This window comes from Phyllobacterium zundukense, from assembly GCF_002764115.1.
GTDB classification, from domain to species: Bacteria; Pseudomonadota; Alphaproteobacteria; order Rhizobiales; family Rhizobiaceae; genus Phyllobacterium; species Phyllobacterium zundukense.
In genome coordinates this window covers 2,007,114-2,026,067 of the sequence record NZ_CP017940.1, presented here as the reverse complement: position 1 = coordinate 2,026,067, position 18,954 = coordinate 2,007,114, and the positions used below count along the sequence as shown (strand labels likewise).

The following is an 18,954-nucleotide window of genomic DNA, read 5'->3' as shown; positions in this document are numbered from 1 at the left end:
CGCTTAGCCAACCAACGAAATAGGATTAAGAGATCGCTAATGACTTATGAGGTGCTAGTCATTTCAGAAGTCATGACGAGCGAAGATGTTCCGTCGGTTGTCACGATCTGTCGATAAAAGCATGACCGGCGGCCCGTGTGGCATGTAGGACCGTCATCGGCGACTGTTACTTTAAGCCACAACGCATCCTGATCGCAGTCGGTGCGCATTTCGACAACCGTCTGCAGATTTCCGGAGGTTTCGCCCTTCTTCCACAGCGATTTGCGCGAGCGCGACCAGTAATGCGCGATCCCGGTCGCAAGCGTCAGGCGCAGTGCTTCGGCATTCATGTGTGCGACCATGAGCAAGTGTCCATCCCTTGCATCGGTGACAACTGTCGTCACCAGCCCGGACGCGTCAAAGCGCGGTGCGAACACCGCGCCTTCTTCGTTTTCATGCTTGTCGCTAAGCGAATCGGAAAAGGAACTCATCAATACCAATTCTGGAATTACCGGCCTTTGACGAGGGTCATGAACCGTACTTGCTCGTTGACATCGATCTTGTAGGCACCGGTGAAGGTCGTCGTCGTTGTCGTCGAACCCGATTTGCGGATACCGCGCATGGACATGCACATATGCTCCGCCTCGATCATCACCGCGACACCACGCGGCTGCAGCGAGTCCTGGATGGCATTGGCGATCTGCGCCGTCATGGCCTCCTGCGTTTGCAGGCGATGTGCATAGATATCGACAACGCGGGCAATTTTCGACAAGCCGACAACCTTCTCGCCATCCGGCAGATAGGCAACATGCGCCTTGCCGATGATCGGCACCATATGGTGCTCGCAATGCGAGAAGAACGGAATATCCTGGATGAGGACAATGTCCTCATATCCGGCGATTTCCTCGAACGTACGGCCAAGGACATCGGCCGGGTTCTGCGAATAGCCGGAGAACAGTTCCTTATAGGCCTTTACCACCCGCTCAGGGGTGTCGAGAAGGCCTTCGCGCTCCGGATCGTCGCCCGCCCAGAGTAACAGCGTGCGTACCGCTGCTTCTGCTTCTTCCTGAGTTGGGCGCCGAGTGTTGTTCTGCTTAACAGCCGCTGACTGCAAGTTCTTGATTACCGCATCCATCGCGATCTCCCGTAGCCGCCCTCAAAGGAGCGACGAGTTAAACGGCAATACACGATAGTCGTTCCCTAAGGACGGACGGTGTATTGATGCTGACGTGAGTTACTCGTCCACGCCTGACCAACACATTAACTCATCGCATAATTTAGTTCTATGCGACTTTGTGCTTGGTCACTCCCATACTATATAGAGATTGAATTCGGGATTCATAGGGTCAAAGCGATGCACAATGACGCGTTTGCGATGAACACTGTGTCGAACAACGGACATCCGTCATGATCAACGACGTTTACAACGCGCGCATTCTGGAATTTGCCGGGAATATCCAGCGGCTTGGCCGTCTGCAAGATCCGGATGCCACGGCAACCGCCCATTCAAAACTCTGTGGTTCGACCGTTACCGTCGACCTCAAGATGCAAGATGGCGTTGTGTCCGATTTCGCCCATGACGTCAAAGCCTGTGCACTGGGCCAGGCTTCATCCTCGATCATGGCCCGGCAGGTGATCGGCGCCACGGCGAAGGAACTGCGGGACGTACGTGAAACCATGTTCAGGATGCTGAAGGAAAACGGCGCACCGCCGGAAGGCCGCTTCGAGGATCTGAAATTTCTTGAGCCCGTGCGTGATTATAAAGCCCGCCACAATTCCACGATGCTCACCTTCGACGCCGTGGTCGATTGCCTGAACCAGATTGAGAAGAAAACCGCCGAAGCGGCGGCTTGAAATCCATTATGTGCGATCAGACAGCACACGATCATTCGCCGAAAACGCCTGGCAAATACTCGCGCAACTGGCGCGGACCATGGCCTAAGACGCCGGGCCGTCTTTTGGGAACAGGGCTGGTGCGTTTCTATCAGCTCACCTTGTCCGGCTTCATCGGCAATTCCTGCCGCCACCTGCCAACTTGTTCGGAATATGCCTACGAGTCGATAGCCCGTTATGGCCTGTGGACTGGCGGATGGATGGGCCTGTTCCGCTTCGTGCGTTGTGGGCCGGGGGGAACGCAGGGGCTCGACCCCGTGCCGACGGTGCTGGATGCGCGGTTTGTCTGGTACAAGCCGTGGCGTTATTGGCGTATTGCTTCGAAGGGTTGACGGTACTCGACACGAACCTAACGACCGGATGCGCGCAATGATTGCTCGACCACCGTGTTGTTTGGGTGTATAGCGCACGCGCACATTCAACCCATTTTAACCGGACCCAACCCTATGGAAGAATTTCATAAAGTTCGCCGCCTGCCACCTTACGTTTTTGAACAGGTGAATCGCCTGAAGGCGAGCGCGCGAGCGGCGGGTGCGGACATTATCGACCTTGGCATGGGCAATCCGGATCTGCCGACGCCTCAGAGCATTGTCGACAAGCTGTGCGAAGCGGTCCAGGACCCGCGCACGCATCGCTACTCTTCTTCCAAGGGTATTCCTGGCCTGCGCCGCGCGCAGGCTGCCTATTACGATCGCCGTTTTGGCGTCAAGCTCAACCCCGACACGCAGGTCGTGGCGACGCTGGGTTCCAAGGAAGGCTTCGCCAATATGGCGCAGGCCATCACGGCGCCTGGCGATGTGGTGCTTTGCCCGGATCCGACCTATCCGATCCACGCCTTCGGCTTCATCATGTCCGGCGGCGTCATCCGCTCGATTCCGGCAAAGCCTGATGATCACTTCATTCCGGCGCTGGAACGCGGCATTCGCCATTCAATTCCGAAGCCGCTGGCGCTGATTCTCAACTACCCGTCCAATCCGACCGCCCATGTCGCGTCGCTGGATTTCTACAAGGACGTCGTGGCTTTCGCCCGCAAGAATGAAATCATCATTCTGTCGGATCTGGCCTATTCGGAAATCTATTTCGACGACACGCCGCCACCATCTGTTCTGCAGGTACCTGGCGCGATCGATGTCGCGGTCGAATTCACCTCCATGTCGAAGACATTCTCCATGCCAGGCTGGCGCATGGGCTTTGCGGTCGGCAATGAGCGGCTGATCTCGGCGCTGACGCGGGTCAAGTCCTATCTGGACTATGGTGCATTCACGCCGATCCAGGTTGCAGCGGCGGCGGCGCTGAACGGCGACGGTTCTGATATTGCCGAAGTGCGCAATATCTACAAGCATCGCCGTGACGTGCTGGTGGAGAGCTTTGGCCGTGCCGGCTGGGAAATTCCGGCGCCCGTCGCTACCATGTTCGCCTGGGCGCCTATTCCGGAGAAGTTCCGCAGCCTCGGTTCGCTGGAGTTCTCCAAGCTGCTGATCGAACATGCGGATGTTGCGGTCGCGCCCGGCATTGGCTTTGGCGAACACGGCGACGATTATATCCGCGTCGCTCTGGTGGAGAACGAACACCGGATCCGTCAGGCCGCCCGCAGTCTCAAGCGGTTTCTTGCAACCGCCGACGAAAAACTGCACAACGTCATTCCGTTGAACGTGCGCGGTTGATCTGACGCGCGTTGCACCGGAATCCGCGGCGCCATTCGGCGCCGCTTCAGCGAAATTTCAGGGAATTGAACGATGAGTGAAGCGCTGCGCGTGGGAATCGCCGGACTGGGCACCGTTGGTGCCTCGGTCCTGAAAATATTGCGTGACAAGGGCGAAATGCTCACCCGTCAGTGCGGCAAGGAAATCATTGTCACCGCCGTCTCGGCGCGTGATCCGAAGCGGGATCGCGGCGTCGATTTCTCCTCTGCCACCTGGTTCGACGATCCGGTAGCGATGGCCAAGTCCAACAATATCGATGTTTTCATCGAACTGATCGGCGGAGATGAAGGTCCGGCGCGCACTGCCGTCGAGGCCGCTCTGAGGTCAGGCCGTCACGTCGTCACCGCCAACAAGGCGCTGCTGGCCAAGCACGGCGTTTCGCTTGCCAAGATCGCCGAAGACAAGGGCGTGCTGTTGAACTTCGAAGCGGCGGTTGCCGGTGGCATTCCCGTCATCAAGGCACTGCGCGAGTCGCTGACCGGCAACACGGTTTCGCGCGTCTACGGCATCATGAACGGCACCTGCAACTACATCCTGACGCGCATGTGGGACGAGGGCATTTCCTTCGAGGATTGCCTCGCCGACGCGCAGCGCCTTGGCTATGCCGAGGCCGATCCAACCTTCGACATCGAGGGCAATGACACGGCGCACAAGCTGGCAATCCTGACGAGCCTTGCATTCGGCACGCAGATCTCGGCGGACGATATCTATCTCGAAGGCATCAGCAATATCTCGCTCGCCGACATCAGGGCAGCCGACGACCTCGGCTACCGCATCAAGCTTCTGGGCGTGGCCCTGAAGACCGACAGCGGCATCGAACAGCGCGTGCATCCGACCATGGTGCCGGTCGAATCCGTCATCGCGCAGGTGCATGGCGTGACGAATGCCGTGGCGATCGAGACAGATCTGCTTGGCGAATTGCTGCTGTCCGGCCCCGGTGCCGGTGGTGCGGCCACAGCCTCGGCCGTCATTGGCGATCTTGCCGATATCGCAAAGAGCCGTCCTGGCTTCCAGCATGGCCCTGTTTTCGGGACGCCCGCCAAGGCGCTTGCTCCTTACAAACGCGCCAGGATGCGCGCGCATGAGGGCGGCTACTTCATACGGTTGACCGTGCATGACCGTGCCGGTGTGTTCGCCGCCATCGCCAAGCGCATGGCCGACAATGACATTTCGCTGGAATCGATCGTGCAGCGGCAGAGCGCTGACAACCAGCCTGAAGCGACCAAGACGGTGATCCTCGTGACGCACGAAACGACCGAAGCGGCCGTCAAGAAGGCGCTTGAAGGCATCGTCAAGGACGGTCACGCGACCGACAAGCCGCAGATGATCCGAATAGAACGGGCAGGCTGACGACTGGAGTTTTGTGGGATTTTTCTCGTGCAAAACTCCGGCTACACCGTTTAATCGATTAGCTTTTTTGCGGGCTCTTGCCGCATGGGTGCGACTTTGACAAAAGGTTTGCATACCGATGCTAAGGAGCGCTGTAGCGATCCACCTACGGCATCGCCACACAAACGCAGGAAACACTATGCTGAAAACTTCCGACCAGAATGACGTGGGCCTCGATCGTATTTTGACGCTGGAACTCGTTCGTGTAACGGAACGCGCTGCGGTGGCTGCCGCGCGTCTACGCGGCCGCGGCGACGAGATGGCAGCCGATCAGGCGGCCGTTGACGCGATGCGCCAGGAGCTCAACCGCCTGCCGATTGCCGGTACCGTCGTGATTGGCGAGGGCGAGCGCGACGAAGCGCCGATGCTCTACATTGGCGAGGAAGTTGGAACACGCAACGGACCCGCCGTCGATATCGCGCTCGATCCGCTGGAAGGCACGACCATCTGCGCCAAGAACCTGCCGAACTCGCTCGCTGTCATCGCAATTGCAGAAAAGGGCAATCTTCTCTATGCGCCCGACGTCTACATGGAAAAGATTGCGGTTGGACCGGGTTACCCTGCCGGCATCATCAACCTCGAAGCGCCTGCCATCGAGAACATCATGGCTGTGGCCAAGGCGAAGGGCGTTCCGCTCAATGAAATCACTGCCTGCATCATGGACCGTCCGCGCCATGCCCGACTCATCGAGGAAGTGCGTGCGACTGGTGCTGCTATTCGCCTGATCGGCGATGGCGACGTGGCCGGCGTCATCCATACGACCGATCCGGACGAAACCGGCATCGACATCTATATCGGCATTGGCGGTGCACCCGAGGGCGTACTGGCGGCTGCAGCGCTGCGCTGCATTGGCGGTCAGATGCAGGGACGCCTTCAGCTCAACAGCGACGACAAGATCGCCCGAGCAGCCAAGATGGGCATCAGCGATCCGAAGAAGATCTATACGTTGGAAGAAATGGCCAAGGGCGACGTGCTCTTTGCGGCGACGGGCGTTACCGATGGCAATATGCTATCCGGCGTCAAGTTCGCTCGCGACTACATCCAGACCCATACGGTCGTCATGCGCTCGCATTCGCAAACCGTGCGCGAAATCAAGGCGAAGCACCAGGATATGACCAAGTTCCAGTAAGAATACTTTGGCCAAGGATATGGACTGCCGGTCCCGAAAGGGGCCGGCAGTTTTGTATTTAACCGCGTTTCATGATCAAGTGTGACTGTACCCTATTGGGATCAAATGATTTTTGCTATTTTGATTTCAAAGGAATTCATTCCGATAGGACAGCCATGAATATCCGGTACGGAATAGCCTGTGGTTTATTGTCGACGGTCCTTGTCTCGACCGCAGTTTCTTCGCTGCGGGCGCAGGAGGCGGATCTCGATCTCATCCAGGGCTATCGCTCCAGTGACATTCTGGTCGGACTACCGGAGACCTCAGGACCTTTCACTATAATCAGCCGTAACAGTGACCCGCAAAATTTCAGCGCGTCGGCCGAATATGCAGGGCTGGATGCACGCGCGATCGTGTCGATCACGGGTGTCCGGGCCAGCAATGTTGCGGGCATGTATCCCGTCAGGGACGGGCCGGACGATCCTGTGGTGCGCAGCCTTCTCGACCAGGCCTTTCAGTATCACAGCACGCAGCCCAATCAGGTGGCGCTGCGAACCAATGTGAGTTACGGCAACCGGGCCATGGCCTGCGTCAGTTCGGATGATCCGCTGAAGAAGGATGATTTTCTGGTCTGCGCCACGGGCGTGCTTGGCCGCTACATGCTCATCCAGCCGGTCATGAACTACAGGCTCAGTTCGAAAGGGGTGGTTGACCGGCAACTCGCCGATTTCGCCTCGTCCATGGCTCAGGCCGTAAGCGAACTGGCGCTGCCCCCTGGAAATTGAGCTACCGTCCGCGATTGCCGTTGGATAGGTCTTTCGAAGCATTGCATTCATCGCTGGCGGATGATTGAACCTTCAGATGAATTCGGAACGGCTTTTCCTTGGCGTTGAACAATCGGCGACTGGTCTCAAATGGATAGACCGGCTGGGGCAACGCGAGGCCAATATCGCGCTTGCCATGGCGCAGAACCATGGTTTTCCCGATCTGGTGACCCGCGTTCTTGCGGGCAGGGGCGTTGGCCTCGATGAGGCGGCTGCCTTCATGGAGCCGACGATCAAGAGCCTGATGCCTGATCCGGCTTCGCTGACTGACATGACACAAGCGGCGGAGCGCATCGCCAGAGCTATCGCCGGGCACGAGAAGATTGCGATTTTCGGCGATTATGATGTCGATGGTGCCTGTTCTTCAGCGATCCTGTCGCGCTTCCTGACCCATTACGGCGTTGCCAACCGGATCTACATTCCAGACCGGATATTTGAGGGCTACGGCCCCAATCCGGCGGCGATGCAGGAGTTGGCAGGGCAGGCGTCGCTCATTGTCACGGTGGATTGCGGCACTAATAGTGCGGCGGCGATCGAGGCGGCGAAGGCTGCCGGCGCCGATGTGGTGGTGCTCGACCACCACCAGGTGGGCGGCGAACTGCCGGCCGCGGCGCATGCGGTGGTCAATCCGAACCGCGAGGACGATCTCTCCGGGCAGGGCCATCTCTGCGCTGCCGGGGTGGTCTTCCTTACACTGGTGCAGACGTTGCGGGTCATACGCGAAAAGCGCACCACCACCGGCACGCTTGCGCCTGACCTTCTGTCGCTGCTCGATCTGGTGGCGCTGGCGACCGTGTGCGATGTCGTGCCATTGAAGGAGTTGAACCGGGCCTTCGTCGTCAAGGGCATTCTGGTGGCGCGGGCCCAGCAGAACGTCGGACTGGCCGCGCTGGCGCGTGTCTCGCGCATCGGCGAACCGCTGAATGCCTTTCATTTCGCATATTTGGTGGGGCCGAGGATCAATGCGGGCGGGCGGATCGGCGATGCCGGGCTCGGCGCAAGATTGCTGACGCTGGATGATCCGAACGAAGCGATGCGCATTGCCGAGGAGCTCGATCGGCTGAACCAGGAACGCCAGGCGATGGAAACCATCATGCTCGAGCAGGCCGAGACGGAAGCGATGGTGGAACTTTCCGCCGGATCGGGACCGGCGGTTCTGGTTACCGCCAGCGATGACTGGCACCCGGGGATCGTCGGGCTGATCGCGGCTCGGCTGAAGGAACGGACGCGGCGCCCGGCCTTCGCCATCGCCTTCAACGCCCATGGCACAGGCAGCGGTTCCGGCCGGTCGATCAATGGTTTCGACCTCGGAAGACTGGTGCGAAATGCCGTCGAACAGGGGCTTCTGGTCAAGGGTGGCGGTCATGCCATGGCGGCCGGAATTACGGTAGAGCGGGCGAAACTGGGGGCTTTAAGGGCGTTCTTCGAGGAGAACGCCAGCGAAATGGTCGGGCAGTTGCGCGGCAATGCATCCCTTGCCATCGACGGCGCGCTGAGCGCTGCGGGGGCGACTGTGCCGCTTTACGACACACTGGAGAAGGCCGGTCCCTATGGTTCCGGACACCCGCAACCGGTGCTGGTTTTGCCGCATCACCGGTTGGTCGATGCCCGAATGGTTGGCACGGCCCATGTCAAGGCGACACTGGCCGGGGCGGACGGCAAGCGCATCAACGCCATCGCCTTCCGGGCCGTCGGCAGTCCGCTCGGCGACTTTCTTTTCAATCAGTTAGGCCAGTCGATGCATGTGGCGGGCAACCTTGCGCTCAACCACTGGAACGGCTCGACCACCACGCAATTCCGCATCCTCGACGCGGCAAAAGCCATCTGAATCGTCAGATTTTTTGTCAGGATTCGACGTTTCTCATATGGTTTTCGCAGATTCTTGTTCCATTTTTTTGTCACATATGTTCTAGTTTTGTTCTCAGTTGAGAACTTTGAACATGCGTAAACCGACCCATCCTGAAAAGCTGTATCTGGATTTCGACAGCTTCTTTGCCAGCGCCGAGCAGCAGCTCAATCCGGCGCTGCAGGGACGCGCGGTTGCGGTGGTGCCGCTCGACTCGCCCCATACGAGTGTCATCGCCGCGAGCCGCCAGGCCAAGCCCTTCGGCATCAAGACCGGGACGTCGGTGCGTGAGGCGAGGGAGAAATGCCCGGACATCGTCTTCATCGAGGCACGACCGGACATATACGTAAAGTTGCATAATCGCATTCTCGAAACGATCGAGCGCTGCGTGCCGATTGCCTCGGTCCGCTCGATCGACGAGGTCTCCTGCAGCCTGCTGGCGTCGGAGGCGCGCGAGGCCGAGGCGCTGGTGGCAAGGATCAAGCGCGCGCTGCGCGACGAGATCGGGCCGATCCTCACCTGTTCCATCGGCATTTCCGTCAATGAGCTTTTGGCCAAGATCGCGGCGGAAATGGACAAGCCGGACGGTTTTGTGCTGCTGGACCATGCCGACCTGCCGGGAAGGCTGTTCGACCTCGAACTGCGCGACCTGCCGGGCATTTCCAAGGGCATGGAGGCGCGCCTGGGCGAGGCGGGAGTCACCGATATCAAAGGCCTGTGGGATCTGGCGCCAAAACACGCCCGCGCCATCTGGAACAGCGTGGAGGGTGAACGCTTCGTCTCGGCGCTGCATGGCTATGCGGTGGAAAAGCCGGAGACGGTCAAGCGCATGTTCGGCCATGGCCGCAACCTGCCGCCGGACTGGCGCGCGCCGGAAAAGGTGCTGCAATGCGCAAGGCTGCTGACGCTCAGCGCCGCACGCCGCCTGCGCCGCTCGCATTTCCGCGCCGGCGCCATGAGCTATACGATCGGGGTCAGGCGCGACAGCCGCGTGACGCTGGAAGGCCAGTTCCGCCCGGCGCGCGACGACCACACTTTCCTGAACTGCCTCAATGAGTTGCACGGAAAACTGCTGAAATCGGGCGAGATGCGAAATATCAGCAATGTCACGGTGGTGCTGCACGATCTTTCCGGCGAGGAGGAGGCTAGCCGCGACCTGTTCGACACCGGCGCGAGCATGAAGCAGCGCGGCCAGTGGGAGCGCGTGTCCGATATGCTCGACAAGGTGCGCGTGCGCCATGGCTCGAAGGCGCTCAATCTCGGGCCGGTCAATGGCCCCGGCAATTATATCGGCTCAAAGATCGCGTTTGGACGGATACCCGAGGCGGAGGATTTTTGAGGGGGGCGATTATCTCTCCCCTTGCGGGAGAGAAAGGATTTTCCTGGATTTAGCCCTTGCTAAATCCTTGGAAAATCCAAGTGAGGGGATACTTTTCCACTGAAGTTAAAAATCCCCTCCCTTGGGATTTCTAGCACTTAGCAAGAGCTAAGGTGCTGAAATCGCTACCGGGGCGAGCCACGGGTCTCGCCCGCCCTTCGGGCCCCCCTCAATGGGGAGAGATAACCGGTCGGACCCCACGGCGCTACCGGTTATCCAGCTCGGCCCGCACCAGTTGCAGGCCGCGGCGGGTGACCCGGTAGGGCCCGCCACCGGCGGACGCGATAGCCCTTTTCTGTTTCAGCTTGCGAAACAGCCGCAGATCGCAGGCCATGTAGCGTGAGCCATCGCGGGTGAGGCAGATGATCTCGATAATGGTCTTGCGTTCGTCTTTTTCGAGCAGAATTTTGCCGCCCTGGGCGAGCAGGTGAAGAATGCGCTGTTCGTCGCGCGAAATGTCCATGTCTGTAGTCCTGAGGAAAACGGGCAAAACGCCCATGAGAACGTGTCCGCAGCCAAGCAATGCCGGCACGGGGCTCCTGTTTTCACGCCCCAAGCTTCAAGGAAGCTGGGGCTTCAGCGGGACTCAGACTGAGAAGACATAAGGACTCCATCGGGTGGATGGCCGATATATAACGCGGACAATCCGGATGTCAAAGGGTGGCGGAACCTTCGCGGCCCCGCCGGGGTTATGGATCATCACACAAAGGAGGATAGCATGGCGAAAGATTTGGTGGAGGTCGTCCGTGCGATCTATGAAGCCTTTGTTGCCAAGGACCGCGCCGCGATCGAGCCGCTGATTGCCGAGGATTTCCATTTCACCAGCCCGCTCGACAACCGCATTGATCGCACGATCTTTTTCGAACGCTGCTGGCCGAACAGCGAAAGCATTGCGGGTTTCGAATTCATCCATCTCGTCCCGGCGGGCGACAAGGTGTTTGTCACCTATGAGGGCAGCAGCACAGACGGCAACAGGTTCCGCAACACGGAAATCCTGACCGTTCGCGAGGGCAAGGTCACCGACGCGGAGGTCTATTTCGGCTGGTCGATCCCGCACAAGGCAGAGCCGGGCGGTTTCGTCGACAGCTAGGCCGGTCCGGTCGCGCTTGATCAGTTTGCCGCCGGCGGCGCGGCGTTGGCGATCTGCTCCTGCAGCCGCAGCATCGGGCCCGGACTGAGCTCGGCCGGCGGGCTGTAGGGGTTGGAAAAGGCGTAGATGAGAAACAGGATGATGCCCGTATAGGCGCCGAATATCGAAATCAGCAGGATATTGCGGCGGCGCGGCGGATAGGAATAATAGGCGAGCGAAATGAAGAACACGCCCGAAAGCGCGGCGAACCAGAATATCGCGCTCATGGAATCGGCAGCGGTGCTCTCGCGCCTGGTGCGGCTGTCGGAGACGACATAGATCTTATCGAGCATGTGGCCGCGCAGGCTTTGCTGGCGCGGATTTGCCGGCACGAGATCGAGAATCGCGCGATAGGCCTCGTCCCACTGCGCCCAGGCTTCCGGCGCCAGCCGGTCAGTCTCGCCAAGTTCCTGCCATTCCTTGTCGACGACGACGCGGATATAATCGTTGAGTTCCTTCTGGATCGCGCCCTTCTCGGCGTCGCCATAGCGCCCGGCATCGAAATAGATGTCGGCGAGGGCATTGGCCTCCGTGGCGGTCTGGTAGCGGAGCTGCTGGTAATCGATCATTTCCTGCGCAAAAACCAGCGCCAGGATCAGCCCGTGCAGGGCGGAAATGCGGAAGATGACCGAGCTCGCCAGGTCTTTTTCGTGGGTCTCGGCCTCGCCGCCGGTGATCCAACGCATCAGGAAATAGGAAGCGAGCGTCAGCGCAATCGTCCCGCCGACGAAAATGGCACCGACAAAAACCTCGAAAAGCATGCGGCATCTCCCCCGGGCGGTATTTCTTGGCTGCTCATCACGCACGTTGGACGCGCAACCGCAGCGGCATTTATGCAACCGATGGTATCCCCAAGGGGTAATTTACGTGGATTTGGCGGGAATGCTACTGGGGGGATGGTGGGGGCGACGGATGTCGGCGACCGGTAAGATGCCAAGCCAACTCACATCACTCTATGATTTTTATTTAGCCTATAAGTTTTAATTGTCGATTCTGTCATATTTCTGCAAAAATACTTCGCCCTTTCTTGATAATCGTTCCCATTTTTGTCTCTTCCAAAAATTGTCTTTGCATCGTACAAGTACTCACCATCAACAATAGACATGTACTTGTTGAGTAATTTGTTATTTATTTGAAATTCTTGCGCAATTTCTTTGACAATGAGGTCGCCAATTGAACCATCATCGACAGGCAAATCATATCGACCAGAAGGAAACAATGCAGGCGTTCCCATTGAGCAAAATATGACATTCTCTGACAGTACAAATTTCTCGAAACGTCGTCTAATAATTGAAAGTGCAGCATCATGGGCCAACCATACGTGATCGACCGATTTGAGGTAATTCTGTAACTCTGGAAAGGAGAGATAGCCGATGGATGTCTCACAAACTTTGAGATCCCGGGAGTTGCCTCCGCAAGCGACTACATACTCTGCACAGCTCAATTGGTGATTTACGTTTTTCTCCATTGCCGCAATAATCTGCGCCTGTTCGCTCGCCCAATCGGCGATAGATCGAGCCGACCAAATTGGACTTGCAGTATCGCGAGATGCCCTCTGGACCTGTCCTTCGACCACCCCGCGAAAGTTAATGTCAGTAACTTTGGCACCGTTTGATACCACCGAACCGGTTATGGTGTTTCTTCTGAAACCCAGCACAAAATCACGGGGTACCACGCACATTCTGCCGATTAACTCGTTGTCTGAATTCCACAGCGGTCGCAAATTGGCCGCGTATTTCGATATCTCCTTGTCGCGAAAGTCCTGTCCCTCAACTCTTCTCAGGAGGTCTTGTCCGGGTTCTTCCTTCCAGCGGCGGCCATCTATCACGCTTTTGACGCCCGGCAATTCCAGCGAAATTGGAACGTTGCTCGTGGGAAATGTAACGGCCAATTTCGCTTGGAAGCCTAGTTCGTGAACATTCCCGGGCGCAAGCAATTCATTGAACAGAGGGGCATCTAATTCAATCTCTATTGTAGTGCCGCCGTTAACTTTTCTTTCAGAACCTTCAGCGGCGAAAAGTATCGGACGCTCATCCAGACCATTCCTAAATTCCAAAACAATGGTGTCGTCGACACTCTTATCAAAACGTCTGGTCTTGACCCATACTCGTTTGCCGAGCATAAAAATAGAAAAGAAGCCAATCCCGTATTTTCCTGAGATATCAGATTTATCGGGGAGGTTCTCACTAAATTCGCCAATCGCTGGGTCGTTCAGCCATCCGCTTGAACCAAAGGAAAGTAAACTCTCGACAATCGTGCTAGCCGACATTCCTACACCGTTGTCCGAGACTATCAATTTGTTAACTGATCCCGTCGAGGAGAGGTGAACAGTAACACCTCCTTCAGGAGCTTCAGGGTCAACCAGGCGCCGCAGGCGAATCGCGTCCATTGCGTTCTGAACCAATTCACGGATTGCTGGAAACTTGTCATTCCCATAAAGTTGTTCGCCTCCCAGTTTTTCTACCAGTCTGGGGATGTCAGAAATAGAGAATGCCGTATCGATCGGCTTCCATCCGCGAACCCTTACGGAGTCGGTCAAAGCCATTGGCGTTTCTAAATTGGACACGCGCTTTGCTGAGAAGCGCAAGTCATCACCTCTTAGACGAGACAACAATCCGTCTGTTTTCTTTAGTTCGTCATCGACCATCTTTAATGTGTCGTAAAGTAGCCACCATTCAGAACTTTCCGTTCTTTCAAAATCAGACGTCGATGCGTAATACAAACCATCGCCCCTGAGTTGAGGTTGAGTAAGTCTGTTTTGAAAATGCCAATGCTGTTGCGAGAGGGGGGATAGTCGAGCTTTTCGAAGTGCCAACAGAAAGCCGGGAGCCCGCCTTTCGTCTATATGGGCTGCATCGGCTGTCCGCAGAATGCATGCCAATTTAAGCAAATCGATAGATTAGACCGCTGGGAAAGATGCTGGTGCCGGTATTTTGCGGTTAAGATTGGCCGCTAGAACGTCATGATTCCACCAGTGACTAGCAGCAAGTTGACCAATGAATTGCCCAAGTTTTTGCCGAATCTCACCATTCTCTATCAATGTTCGATGCCCGTTGGGACTTGGCCACTCCGTAAATGGAAGAAACTCTGCCTGCTTCGCATGCTGCTCTCGCAGAAAAACAATCAGTGCGGCCGCGTCGTTTTCGGTACCGTTTGCATTGTATTTCAAGCAGATATTTTGGTGAATTTTCTGCCATTCCCTGGTCAACTTGATCTGGGTCAATCCCCAGGGTAGGACGCCATCGTCATACCAGCATCGTGAAAAAGCAAAGCTCCACCTAGTACAAATCCCTCGAGAGGGTTTATACTATAGTTTTCTCCGGTTATCTGATCTGCAATATCCCACAAGGCGTCTAAATGTGTAATGTCATGTACGGTATATTGGGGAAGATCTACGCTAATTTCCCCTACTAGATAGGCGACCTGTGACCGCATATTCTTGTAAGTCGAAACCAACCTTTCGACTTGCTCGGAATGTTGAATATCGTCGTTGTTTTCAAATAGCTTTTTCCACAACAAGCTCTTTTCAAATGACACTGATTACCTCTAAGCGATTCCGTATGGACAAGTGTAGATGGAACTCGAGCCCACAGCAATCTCTGGTTGAGCTGCTTTTACTGTAGTCCTTTATTTTAAACAAGTTGTGAATGGCCGTTCCAATTTTTACTGCGCGGTCTGGTGTTGTGACTAAATGTAGCCATACTTCACCACCCCGCACCATCTCCGCCATCGCCCGCGCTTCCGCCGTGTGCTGAGCGGCCTCATGCCCATCCGCAACGCCGGTGCTGACCTTCCACTCACCTTCGATCGCGGCGATTTCAATCTCGATGCCGATGATGCCCTTCAGCTGGGCGCGATATAGGTCAGCGACCGCCCAAGGCGCGGCGCCCCGTTGCTGGGCGGCCTTCGAGCGCACTAAATTGGCTTGATACACATGCGCTCACGATCCCAGATCGTTCCAATGGAACAATAAACGGCGCCGGACGTTCATTGAAGACCGGGTGCTGTCACGACAATGCCCTGCTCAAGGCAGGACGGCGCAGACCAGAGCACCCATAGGAGACTCACATGGATCTCACCACACTTCTCATTATTGTCCTTATCATTTTTCTGCTAGGCGGAGGCGGCTGGTATGGCCGTGGGCGCTGGTACTAGGAGACAGCGAGCGATTGCTCATAGGTCCTGAAGAACCAGCCAGCCGGCTTAAAATGCATAATCACTGATAAGCTGCGAACTGCTTGAGTCGGCTCATTTCCGCTCTAACGTGCCGCTGGTCCGGACGCGAGCGTCTCCAGCCGGATCTCGGCCAAACTCCTGAACTCGCCATCCGGATATTTTTCGAGGTAGGCTTCAAACATTACCCGGAGTTCAGTGTCCTTGATGGAGTTCCAGAACTCGAGTTCCACGGTGCGATCTTCGGTTGAAGATTGGTCGGAGATCGAAGGCGTGGCCAGACGGGCCTGAGCCAAAGCTGCGAAGTCTCCTTCCGGAAACTGCGCCAGATAGGCTTGATACTCTGACGGATCGTTGCTCGCCTGTACCGATTGCCAGAACGCAAGTTCAACGGCGTCGGCCCCGGCCGCGACGGGCGGGTTCTGGTCATTTGCCAGGTGAACGCCCTCTGTCGGCGCGACGGGCTCTGTTTGGGGCAGTTCCGCCGTTGCATTCGGATCGAAACAGACGCGGAAGACACGCACGGGTCGGCTAATGTTCTTGACGCGGTGTTCGCCAAGGTCCTCGAACTCATAATCCATTCGGTCGCGCAGGTGATCGCGCACGCCCCGCGTCACACAGATGCCACCCGGCTCGGCGATCGCCTCCAGGCGTGCGGCGACGTTGACGCCGTCGCCGAAGATGCCGCCGTCCTTGACCATCACATCGCCGACATTGATCCCGATGCGCAGCAACATTCGGTTCTTGGCCGGTAGAACGGCATTGGCCTTGGTTAGAGCCTGTTGGATCGAAACGGCGCATTGGACCGCATCGACAACGCTTGCGAACTCGGCCAATACGCTATCGCCGGCGGTGCCGGAGATTTCCCCACGACCGGCCGCGATCAATGCGTCGATGATATTGCGATGAGCTGACAACGTCGCAAGGGTTTGCTCCTCATCATCGTGCATCAGGCGCGAATATCCTTCGACATCCGCAGCCAGAATGGCAACCAGCTTGCGCTCAAGAGGAGGGGCTTCAACCGTGGGCATGTTGCTTATGCGCTCCCTTGTTTGCTTACTCATGTCATGGCCTGGCCCGATTAGTGGCTTTCAATGGTGAACACGCCAGCACGCCACTATATTCGTCATCTGTTTGCGATCCCCGCAGCAAGCGAGAAGCAGTTTTGCATCCCGGTCACGGCTATGCAGCTTCGGAGCCCTTCTCTTCGCCGTCGGCTTGGGGTCTGTCGAGAAGTTCGGGGTGGAAGATGGTTCATGCCGCCTGCGGCATGCGCGACGTGAAGGTCGCCCGGGTGATGGACACGCTAGTACCCTCTGCGCTGCTGGCGACGTCCATGCGGGCATCAAGCTGCTTTACCAGAGCCTCGACAATAGCTGTTCCGAGCCCGCCAGCGGTTTCGCCGACGGTAACAGCGTTTTTCCCGATGCCGTTGTCAGAGACGATCAGTTTCCAGTCTGCCTTGTCAGTCTCGTAGGTGACGGCGATCCGGTCGCCGGATTTGGCTGACGGGAAAGCGTACTTGATCGCGTTGATGACGAGTTCGGTGACGATCAGGCCAAGGCTGACGGCCTTGTCTGATCCTATCCATCCTGCGTCTGCCGTCACATCGAGCGTAAGGGGGTTGCTTTCCCCGGTCATCGAGGCGGCCAGACTGCGGCAGAGCTTCGTCAGGTAAGAACCGACTTCAATCTGGTCAATACTGTTGGATGTATGCAGGTGCCTTTGCACCTCGGCCACCGACATGACGCGCTGATGGGCGTCGCGGAGATGAAGCCGTGTTTCCTCCGACGTGACGGCCCCCGCCTTCAACAGCAAGATGCTGGCAATGATCTGCAGGCTGTTGGCGACGCGGTGCTGCATCTCTTGAAGCAGGATATCCTTCTGGCGCAGCAGCTCTTCTGTCTGCTTGAGCAGGTCATCCTTTTCCCGTTCGATCGCCCGGCGACTGGTTACGTCAGAAAAAGCAAGCAGGATCGTGGAAATGGCGTTGTCGTCGTAGAGAACGGTTCGAGCGTTCAACAGCATGGTTCTGCGGCCGAGATTGGGAAAATCATGCTCGACCTCGAAGCCGTCCATTGCGGCACGTTCGGGAATGATTGTCTCCAACAGGACACGAAGGGCAGGGATGTCCCATTGTCCGTCCCCTAGCGAGTAGAGCAAATGGCCTCGTGTCTGCTCTGGATCGACCTTGAATGTTTCATAAAAGGAGCGGCTGGCAGCCAGCACACGAATTTCACCATCAAGTACAATAAACGGCTCAGGAATCGTGTTGACGATTGCCTGAGCAAGCTTTTGCGCGTCTTCGATATTTTGCAGGTCGATCATGGCAGGAAGTTGATCCAATCTAGACCACGACGCAGCTGTGACAGCCCACGTATAATCCCATGAACAAGATACACCTTCCCGCCAAAGATGTCGCGAACCGTTTTTGCACGCGGCTGTTTAGTTTTGGCTCCGCAAAGGCGGGGCAACCGATCCCAACGATGTCGCCGTGCCCCTCGCGAGGGGCACTGATCTCCAGAATGGAGGGCGGATCGTCGGCCGAATGGAGCGATAGACGTCAGCGTTGGACCGCGCTGCTGGAACTTGACACCGATGTAGAGCGTTTTGCGGTGATACAACATCGCAGGAGGACGTCATGAACGCTCATGCCAAGCCAACGAAGAACGAGATCGTCAACCTTGAGAAATCGTATTGGGACGCGATGAAGGCGAAAGATGGCCGCCGCACTTCCGAACTCTCGGGGAAGACCGCGCTCGTCACTGGCGCACAAGGGGTCATGCGTATCGAGAAAGCGAAAATGGGTAAGATGACCGAGGAAGGAAATTGGAGCCTCGACTCCTATGCCCTCGATGATATCGAAGTATCCATGCCTTCGCCCGACGTTGCGCTCATTGCATATACAGTTCGGCAGAGCGTCACGATGAATGGAAGTCACAAGATCTGCGAGCAGCCGACAGTTCTGTCTGGATTCGCGGGTCAAAAGGATGGGAGTGTCACGCCCACAGCGAGACGTTCTTAAAGTGATATAGGGGGCTGCCCGCGTGACCCTTGCGTGCGGCACCCTCCATGGGGCCAACGGAGTTGGTTTCGTGGCGGTGTCTGCTCTAAGCGGACGCCGCCCGCACTCAGCATTGTCGTTTTGGAGAGAGCACCAATTGAGTTAGATTGGTGCGCTTTGTTTCGGCTACTCTGCTGTAGGAATCATCATGAACAGACCAACTACGGTTCTTCTTCCTTTGGTCTTAGCTGTCGGTTTGCATTCCCCGCCTGCATTTGCCCAAGAGGACACTGCAGCAGCGCAGTATACCACCATCAACAAGATCATCAGAGGTGAGGGAAAGCCCGGTGAAACCGCTACAGCCAAGAACGGGGAAGTTGTTTACACCGTTCTGGAAGGTGGCGTCGTTGAAATCAGGAACTTGCGCTACAACACGGTGCAACGATTCAGTACGATAAAGCCGAACGATAACTTCAAGTCGAAATAACAACGCCAATGTTTGCCATTCGCGACATGGCTTGCTGATGC

At 57.0% G+C, this 18,954-nt stretch carries 20 protein-coding genes and 1 pseudogene; 11 read left to right on the top strand and 10 right to left on the bottom strand.

Annotated features, from left to right (window positions below):
* Nucleotides 1-44: 44 nt before the first annotated feature.
* Both hisI and folE read right to left on the bottom strand, forming a co-directional pair.
* Nucleotides 45-470 carry a phosphoribosyl-AMP cyclohydrolase gene (gene hisI, locus BLM14_RS10160; protein ID WP_099999251.1) on the bottom strand — a complete coding sequence of 142 codons (426 nt, stop codon included), beginning with the start codon at nucleotides 468-470 and terminating at the stop codon, nucleotides 45-47.
* A gap of 17 nt (nucleotides 471-487) precedes the next feature.
* Nucleotides 488-1,114 carry a GTP cyclohydrolase I FolE gene (gene folE, locus BLM14_RS10155; RefSeq protein ID WP_099999250.1) on the bottom strand — a complete coding sequence of 209 codons (627 nt, stop codon included), beginning with the start codon at nucleotides 1,112-1,114 and terminating at the stop codon, nucleotides 488-490.
* Nucleotides 1,115-1,386: 272 nt separating this feature from the next.
* Between folE and BLM14_RS10150 the strand changes: the two genes are divergently transcribed.
* The 8 genes from BLM14_RS10150 (at nucleotide 1,387) to BLM14_RS10115 (ending at nucleotide 10,081) form a co-directional block, all read left to right on the top strand.
* Nucleotides 1,387-1,833: an iron-sulfur cluster assembly scaffold protein gene (locus BLM14_RS10150; RefSeq protein ID WP_099999249.1), complete on the top strand. Its 447-nt coding sequence runs from the start codon at nucleotides 1,387-1,389 to the stop codon at nucleotides 1,831-1,833.
* A gap of 8 nt (nucleotides 1,834-1,841) precedes the next feature.
* A complete protein-coding gene (yidD, locus tag BLM14_RS10145) occupies nucleotides 1,842-2,204 on the top strand; it encodes a membrane protein insertion efficiency factor YidD (protein WP_099999248.1) in 363 nt (120 codons plus the stop codon).
* Between the two features lie 114 nt (nucleotides 2,205-2,318).
* A complete protein-coding gene (locus tag BLM14_RS10140) occupies nucleotides 2,319-3,536 on the top strand; it encodes an LL-diaminopimelate aminotransferase (RefSeq protein WP_099999247.1) in 1,218 nt (405 codons plus the stop codon).
* A gap of 72 nt (nucleotides 3,537-3,608) precedes the next feature.
* On the top strand, nucleotides 3,609-4,925 hold the full coding sequence (locus BLM14_RS10135) for a homoserine dehydrogenase (protein ID WP_099999246.1): 1,317 nt from the start codon (nucleotides 3,609-3,611) through the stop codon (nucleotides 4,923-4,925).
* A gap of 178 nt (nucleotides 4,926-5,103) precedes the next feature.
* Complete coding sequence (gene glpX / locus BLM14_RS10130; RefSeq protein WP_099999245.1) at nucleotides 5,104-6,093, top strand: class II fructose-bisphosphatase; 990 nt, start codon at nucleotides 5,104-5,106, stop codon at nucleotides 6,091-6,093.
* 155 nt (nucleotides 6,094-6,248) lie between these two features.
* On the top strand, nucleotides 6,249-6,857 hold the full coding sequence (locus BLM14_RS10125; protein ID WP_133123848.1) for a hypothetical protein: 609 nt from the start codon (nucleotides 6,249-6,251) through the stop codon (nucleotides 6,855-6,857).
* Nucleotides 6,858-6,933: 76 nt separating this feature from the next.
* A complete protein-coding gene (gene recJ, locus BLM14_RS10120) occupies nucleotides 6,934-8,724 on the top strand; it encodes a single-stranded-DNA-specific exonuclease RecJ (RefSeq protein WP_099999243.1) in 1,791 nt (596 codons plus the stop codon).
* 112 nt (nucleotides 8,725-8,836) lie between these two features.
* Nucleotides 8,837-10,081: a Y-family DNA polymerase gene (locus BLM14_RS10115; protein WP_099999242.1), complete on the top strand. Its 1,245-nt coding sequence runs from the start codon at nucleotides 8,837-8,839 to the stop codon at nucleotides 10,079-10,081.
* Between the two features lie 244 nt (nucleotides 10,082-10,325).
* Here the strand turns inward: BLM14_RS10115 and BLM14_RS10110 are convergent, their stop codons facing one another.
* Nucleotides 10,326-10,583 (bottom strand): YjhX family toxin, encoded by a 258-nt coding sequence (locus BLM14_RS10110; RefSeq protein WP_099999241.1) that lies wholly within the window; start codon nucleotides 10,581-10,583, stop codon nucleotides 10,326-10,328.
* A 255-nt stretch (nucleotides 10,584-10,838) separates the two neighbouring features.
* Here BLM14_RS10110 and BLM14_RS10105 point away from each other — a divergent pair, with 255 nt between their 5' ends.
* On the top strand, nucleotides 10,839-11,210 hold the full coding sequence (locus BLM14_RS10105; RefSeq protein ID WP_099999240.1) for a nuclear transport factor 2 family protein: 372 nt from the start codon (nucleotides 10,839-10,841) through the stop codon (nucleotides 11,208-11,210).
* Between the two features lie 20 nt (nucleotides 11,211-11,230).
* Here the strand turns inward: BLM14_RS10105 and BLM14_RS10100 are convergent, their stop codons facing one another.
* The 7 genes and pseudogenes from BLM14_RS10100 to BLM14_RS10070 form a co-directional block, all read right to left on the bottom strand.
* Nucleotides 11,231-12,010 carry a bestrophin-like domain gene (locus BLM14_RS10100; protein ID WP_099999239.1) on the bottom strand — a complete coding sequence of 260 codons (780 nt, stop codon included), beginning with the start codon at nucleotides 12,008-12,010 and terminating at the stop codon, nucleotides 11,231-11,233.
* A gap of 182 nt (nucleotides 12,011-12,192) precedes the next feature.
* A complete protein-coding gene (locus BLM14_RS10095; RefSeq protein ID WP_099999238.1) occupies nucleotides 12,193-13,896 on the bottom strand; it encodes an ATP-binding protein in 1,704 nt (567 codons plus the stop codon).
* A 36-nt stretch (nucleotides 13,897-13,932) separates the two neighbouring features.
* Nucleotides 13,933-14,418 (bottom strand): annotated as a pseudogene (locus BLM14_RS32655) (HD domain-containing protein); the annotation flags it as partial.
* Nucleotides 14,419-14,468: 50 nt separating this feature from the next.
* Entirely contained in the window at nucleotides 14,469-14,786 is a 318-nt protein-coding gene (locus tag BLM14_RS10085) for an HD domain-containing protein (protein ID WP_133123849.1), read from the bottom strand.
* Nucleotides 14,776-15,183: a hypothetical protein gene (locus BLM14_RS31765; RefSeq protein WP_237143327.1), complete on the bottom strand. Its 408-nt coding sequence runs from the start codon at nucleotides 15,181-15,183 to the stop codon at nucleotides 14,776-14,778. The genes BLM14_RS10085 and BLM14_RS31765 overlap by 11 nt, the downstream gene beginning before the upstream one ends.
* 325 nt (nucleotides 15,184-15,508) lie before the next feature.
* Nucleotides 15,509-16,453 carry an adenylate/guanylate cyclase domain-containing protein gene (locus tag BLM14_RS10075; protein ID WP_099999235.1) on the bottom strand — a complete coding sequence of 315 codons (945 nt, stop codon included), beginning with the start codon at nucleotides 16,451-16,453 and terminating at the stop codon, nucleotides 15,509-15,511.
* Nucleotides 16,454-16,676: 223 nt separating this feature from the next.
* Nucleotides 16,677-17,750, bottom strand: coding sequence for a sensor histidine kinase (locus BLM14_RS10070; RefSeq protein ID WP_099999234.1), 1,074 nt, complete (start codon nucleotides 17,748-17,750; stop codon nucleotides 16,677-16,679).
* A 313-nt stretch (nucleotides 17,751-18,063) separates the two neighbouring features.
* Here BLM14_RS10070 and BLM14_RS10065 point away from each other — a divergent pair, with 313 nt between their 5' ends.
* Both BLM14_RS10065 and BLM14_RS10060 read left to right on the top strand, forming a co-directional pair.
* The gene (locus BLM14_RS10065; protein WP_099999233.1) at nucleotides 18,064-18,447 is read left to right on the top strand and encodes a nuclear transport factor 2 family protein; all 384 of its coding nucleotides are present in this window, start codon (nucleotides 18,064-18,066) and stop codon (nucleotides 18,445-18,447) included.
* Between the two features lie 187 nt (nucleotides 18,448-18,634).
* Nucleotides 18,635-18,913: a hypothetical protein gene (locus BLM14_RS10060; protein WP_099999232.1), complete on the top strand. Its 279-nt coding sequence runs from the start codon at nucleotides 18,635-18,637 to the stop codon at nucleotides 18,911-18,913.
* The last annotated feature ends 41 nt before the right edge of the window (nucleotides 18,914-18,954 follow it).

Excerpts from the sequence above, each read along its gene's own strand:
- hisI (WP_099999251.1), bottom strand. The coding sequence starts at position 470 with ATGAGTTCCTTTTCCGATTCGCTTAGCGACAAGCATGAAAACGAAGAA.
- folE (WP_099999250.1), bottom strand. The coding sequence starts at position 1,114 with ATGGATGCGGTAATCAAGAACTTGCAGTCAGCGGCTGTTAAGCAGAAC.
- BLM14_RS10150 (WP_099999249.1), top strand. The coding sequence starts at position 1,387 with ATGATCAACGACGTTTACAACGCGCGCATTCTGGAATTTGCCGGGAAT.
- yidD (WP_099999248.1), top strand. The coding sequence starts at position 1,842 with ATGTGCGATCAGACAGCACACGATCATTCGCCGAAAACGCCTGGCAAA.
- BLM14_RS10140 (WP_099999247.1), top strand. The coding sequence starts at position 2,319 with ATGGAAGAATTTCATAAAGTTCGCCGCCTGCCACCTTACGTTTTTGAA.
- BLM14_RS10135 (WP_099999246.1), top strand. The coding sequence starts at position 3,609 with ATGAGTGAAGCGCTGCGCGTGGGAATCGCCGGACTGGGCACCGTTGGT.
- glpX (WP_099999245.1), top strand. The coding sequence starts at position 5,104 with ATGCTGAAAACTTCCGACCAGAATGACGTGGGCCTCGATCGTATTTTG.
- BLM14_RS10125 (WP_133123848.1), top strand. The coding sequence starts at position 6,249 with ATGAATATCCGGTACGGAATAGCCTGTGGTTTATTGTCGACGGTCCTT.
- recJ (WP_099999243.1), top strand. The coding sequence starts at position 6,934 with ATGAATTCGGAACGGCTTTTCCTTGGCGTTGAACAATCGGCGACTGGT.
- BLM14_RS10115 (WP_099999242.1), top strand. The coding sequence starts at position 8,837 with ATGCGTAAACCGACCCATCCTGAAAAGCTGTATCTGGATTTCGACAGC.
- BLM14_RS10110 (WP_099999241.1), bottom strand. The coding sequence starts at position 10,583 with ATGGACATTTCGCGCGACGAACAGCGCATTCTTCACCTGCTCGCCCAG.
- BLM14_RS10105 (WP_099999240.1), top strand. The coding sequence starts at position 10,839 with ATGGCGAAAGATTTGGTGGAGGTCGTCCGTGCGATCTATGAAGCCTTT.
- BLM14_RS10100 (WP_099999239.1), bottom strand. The coding sequence starts at position 12,010 with ATGCTTTTCGAGGTTTTTGTCGGTGCCATTTTCGTCGGCGGGACGATT.
- BLM14_RS10095 (WP_099999238.1), bottom strand. The coding sequence starts at position 13,896 with ATGGTCGATGACGAACTAAAGAAAACAGACGGATTGTTGTCTCGTCTA.
- BLM14_RS10075 (WP_099999235.1), bottom strand. The coding sequence starts at position 16,453 with ATGCCCACGGTTGAAGCCCCTCCTCTTGAGCGCAAGCTGGTTGCCATT.
- BLM14_RS10070 (WP_099999234.1), bottom strand. The coding sequence starts at position 17,750 with ATGATCGACCTGCAAAATATCGAAGACGCGCAAAAGCTTGCTCAGGCA.
- BLM14_RS10065 (WP_099999233.1), top strand. The coding sequence starts at position 18,064 with ATGAACGCTCATGCCAAGCCAACGAAGAACGAGATCGTCAACCTTGAG.
- BLM14_RS10060 (WP_099999232.1), top strand. The coding sequence starts at position 18,635 with ATGAACAGACCAACTACGGTTCTTCTTCCTTTGGTCTTAGCTGTCGGT.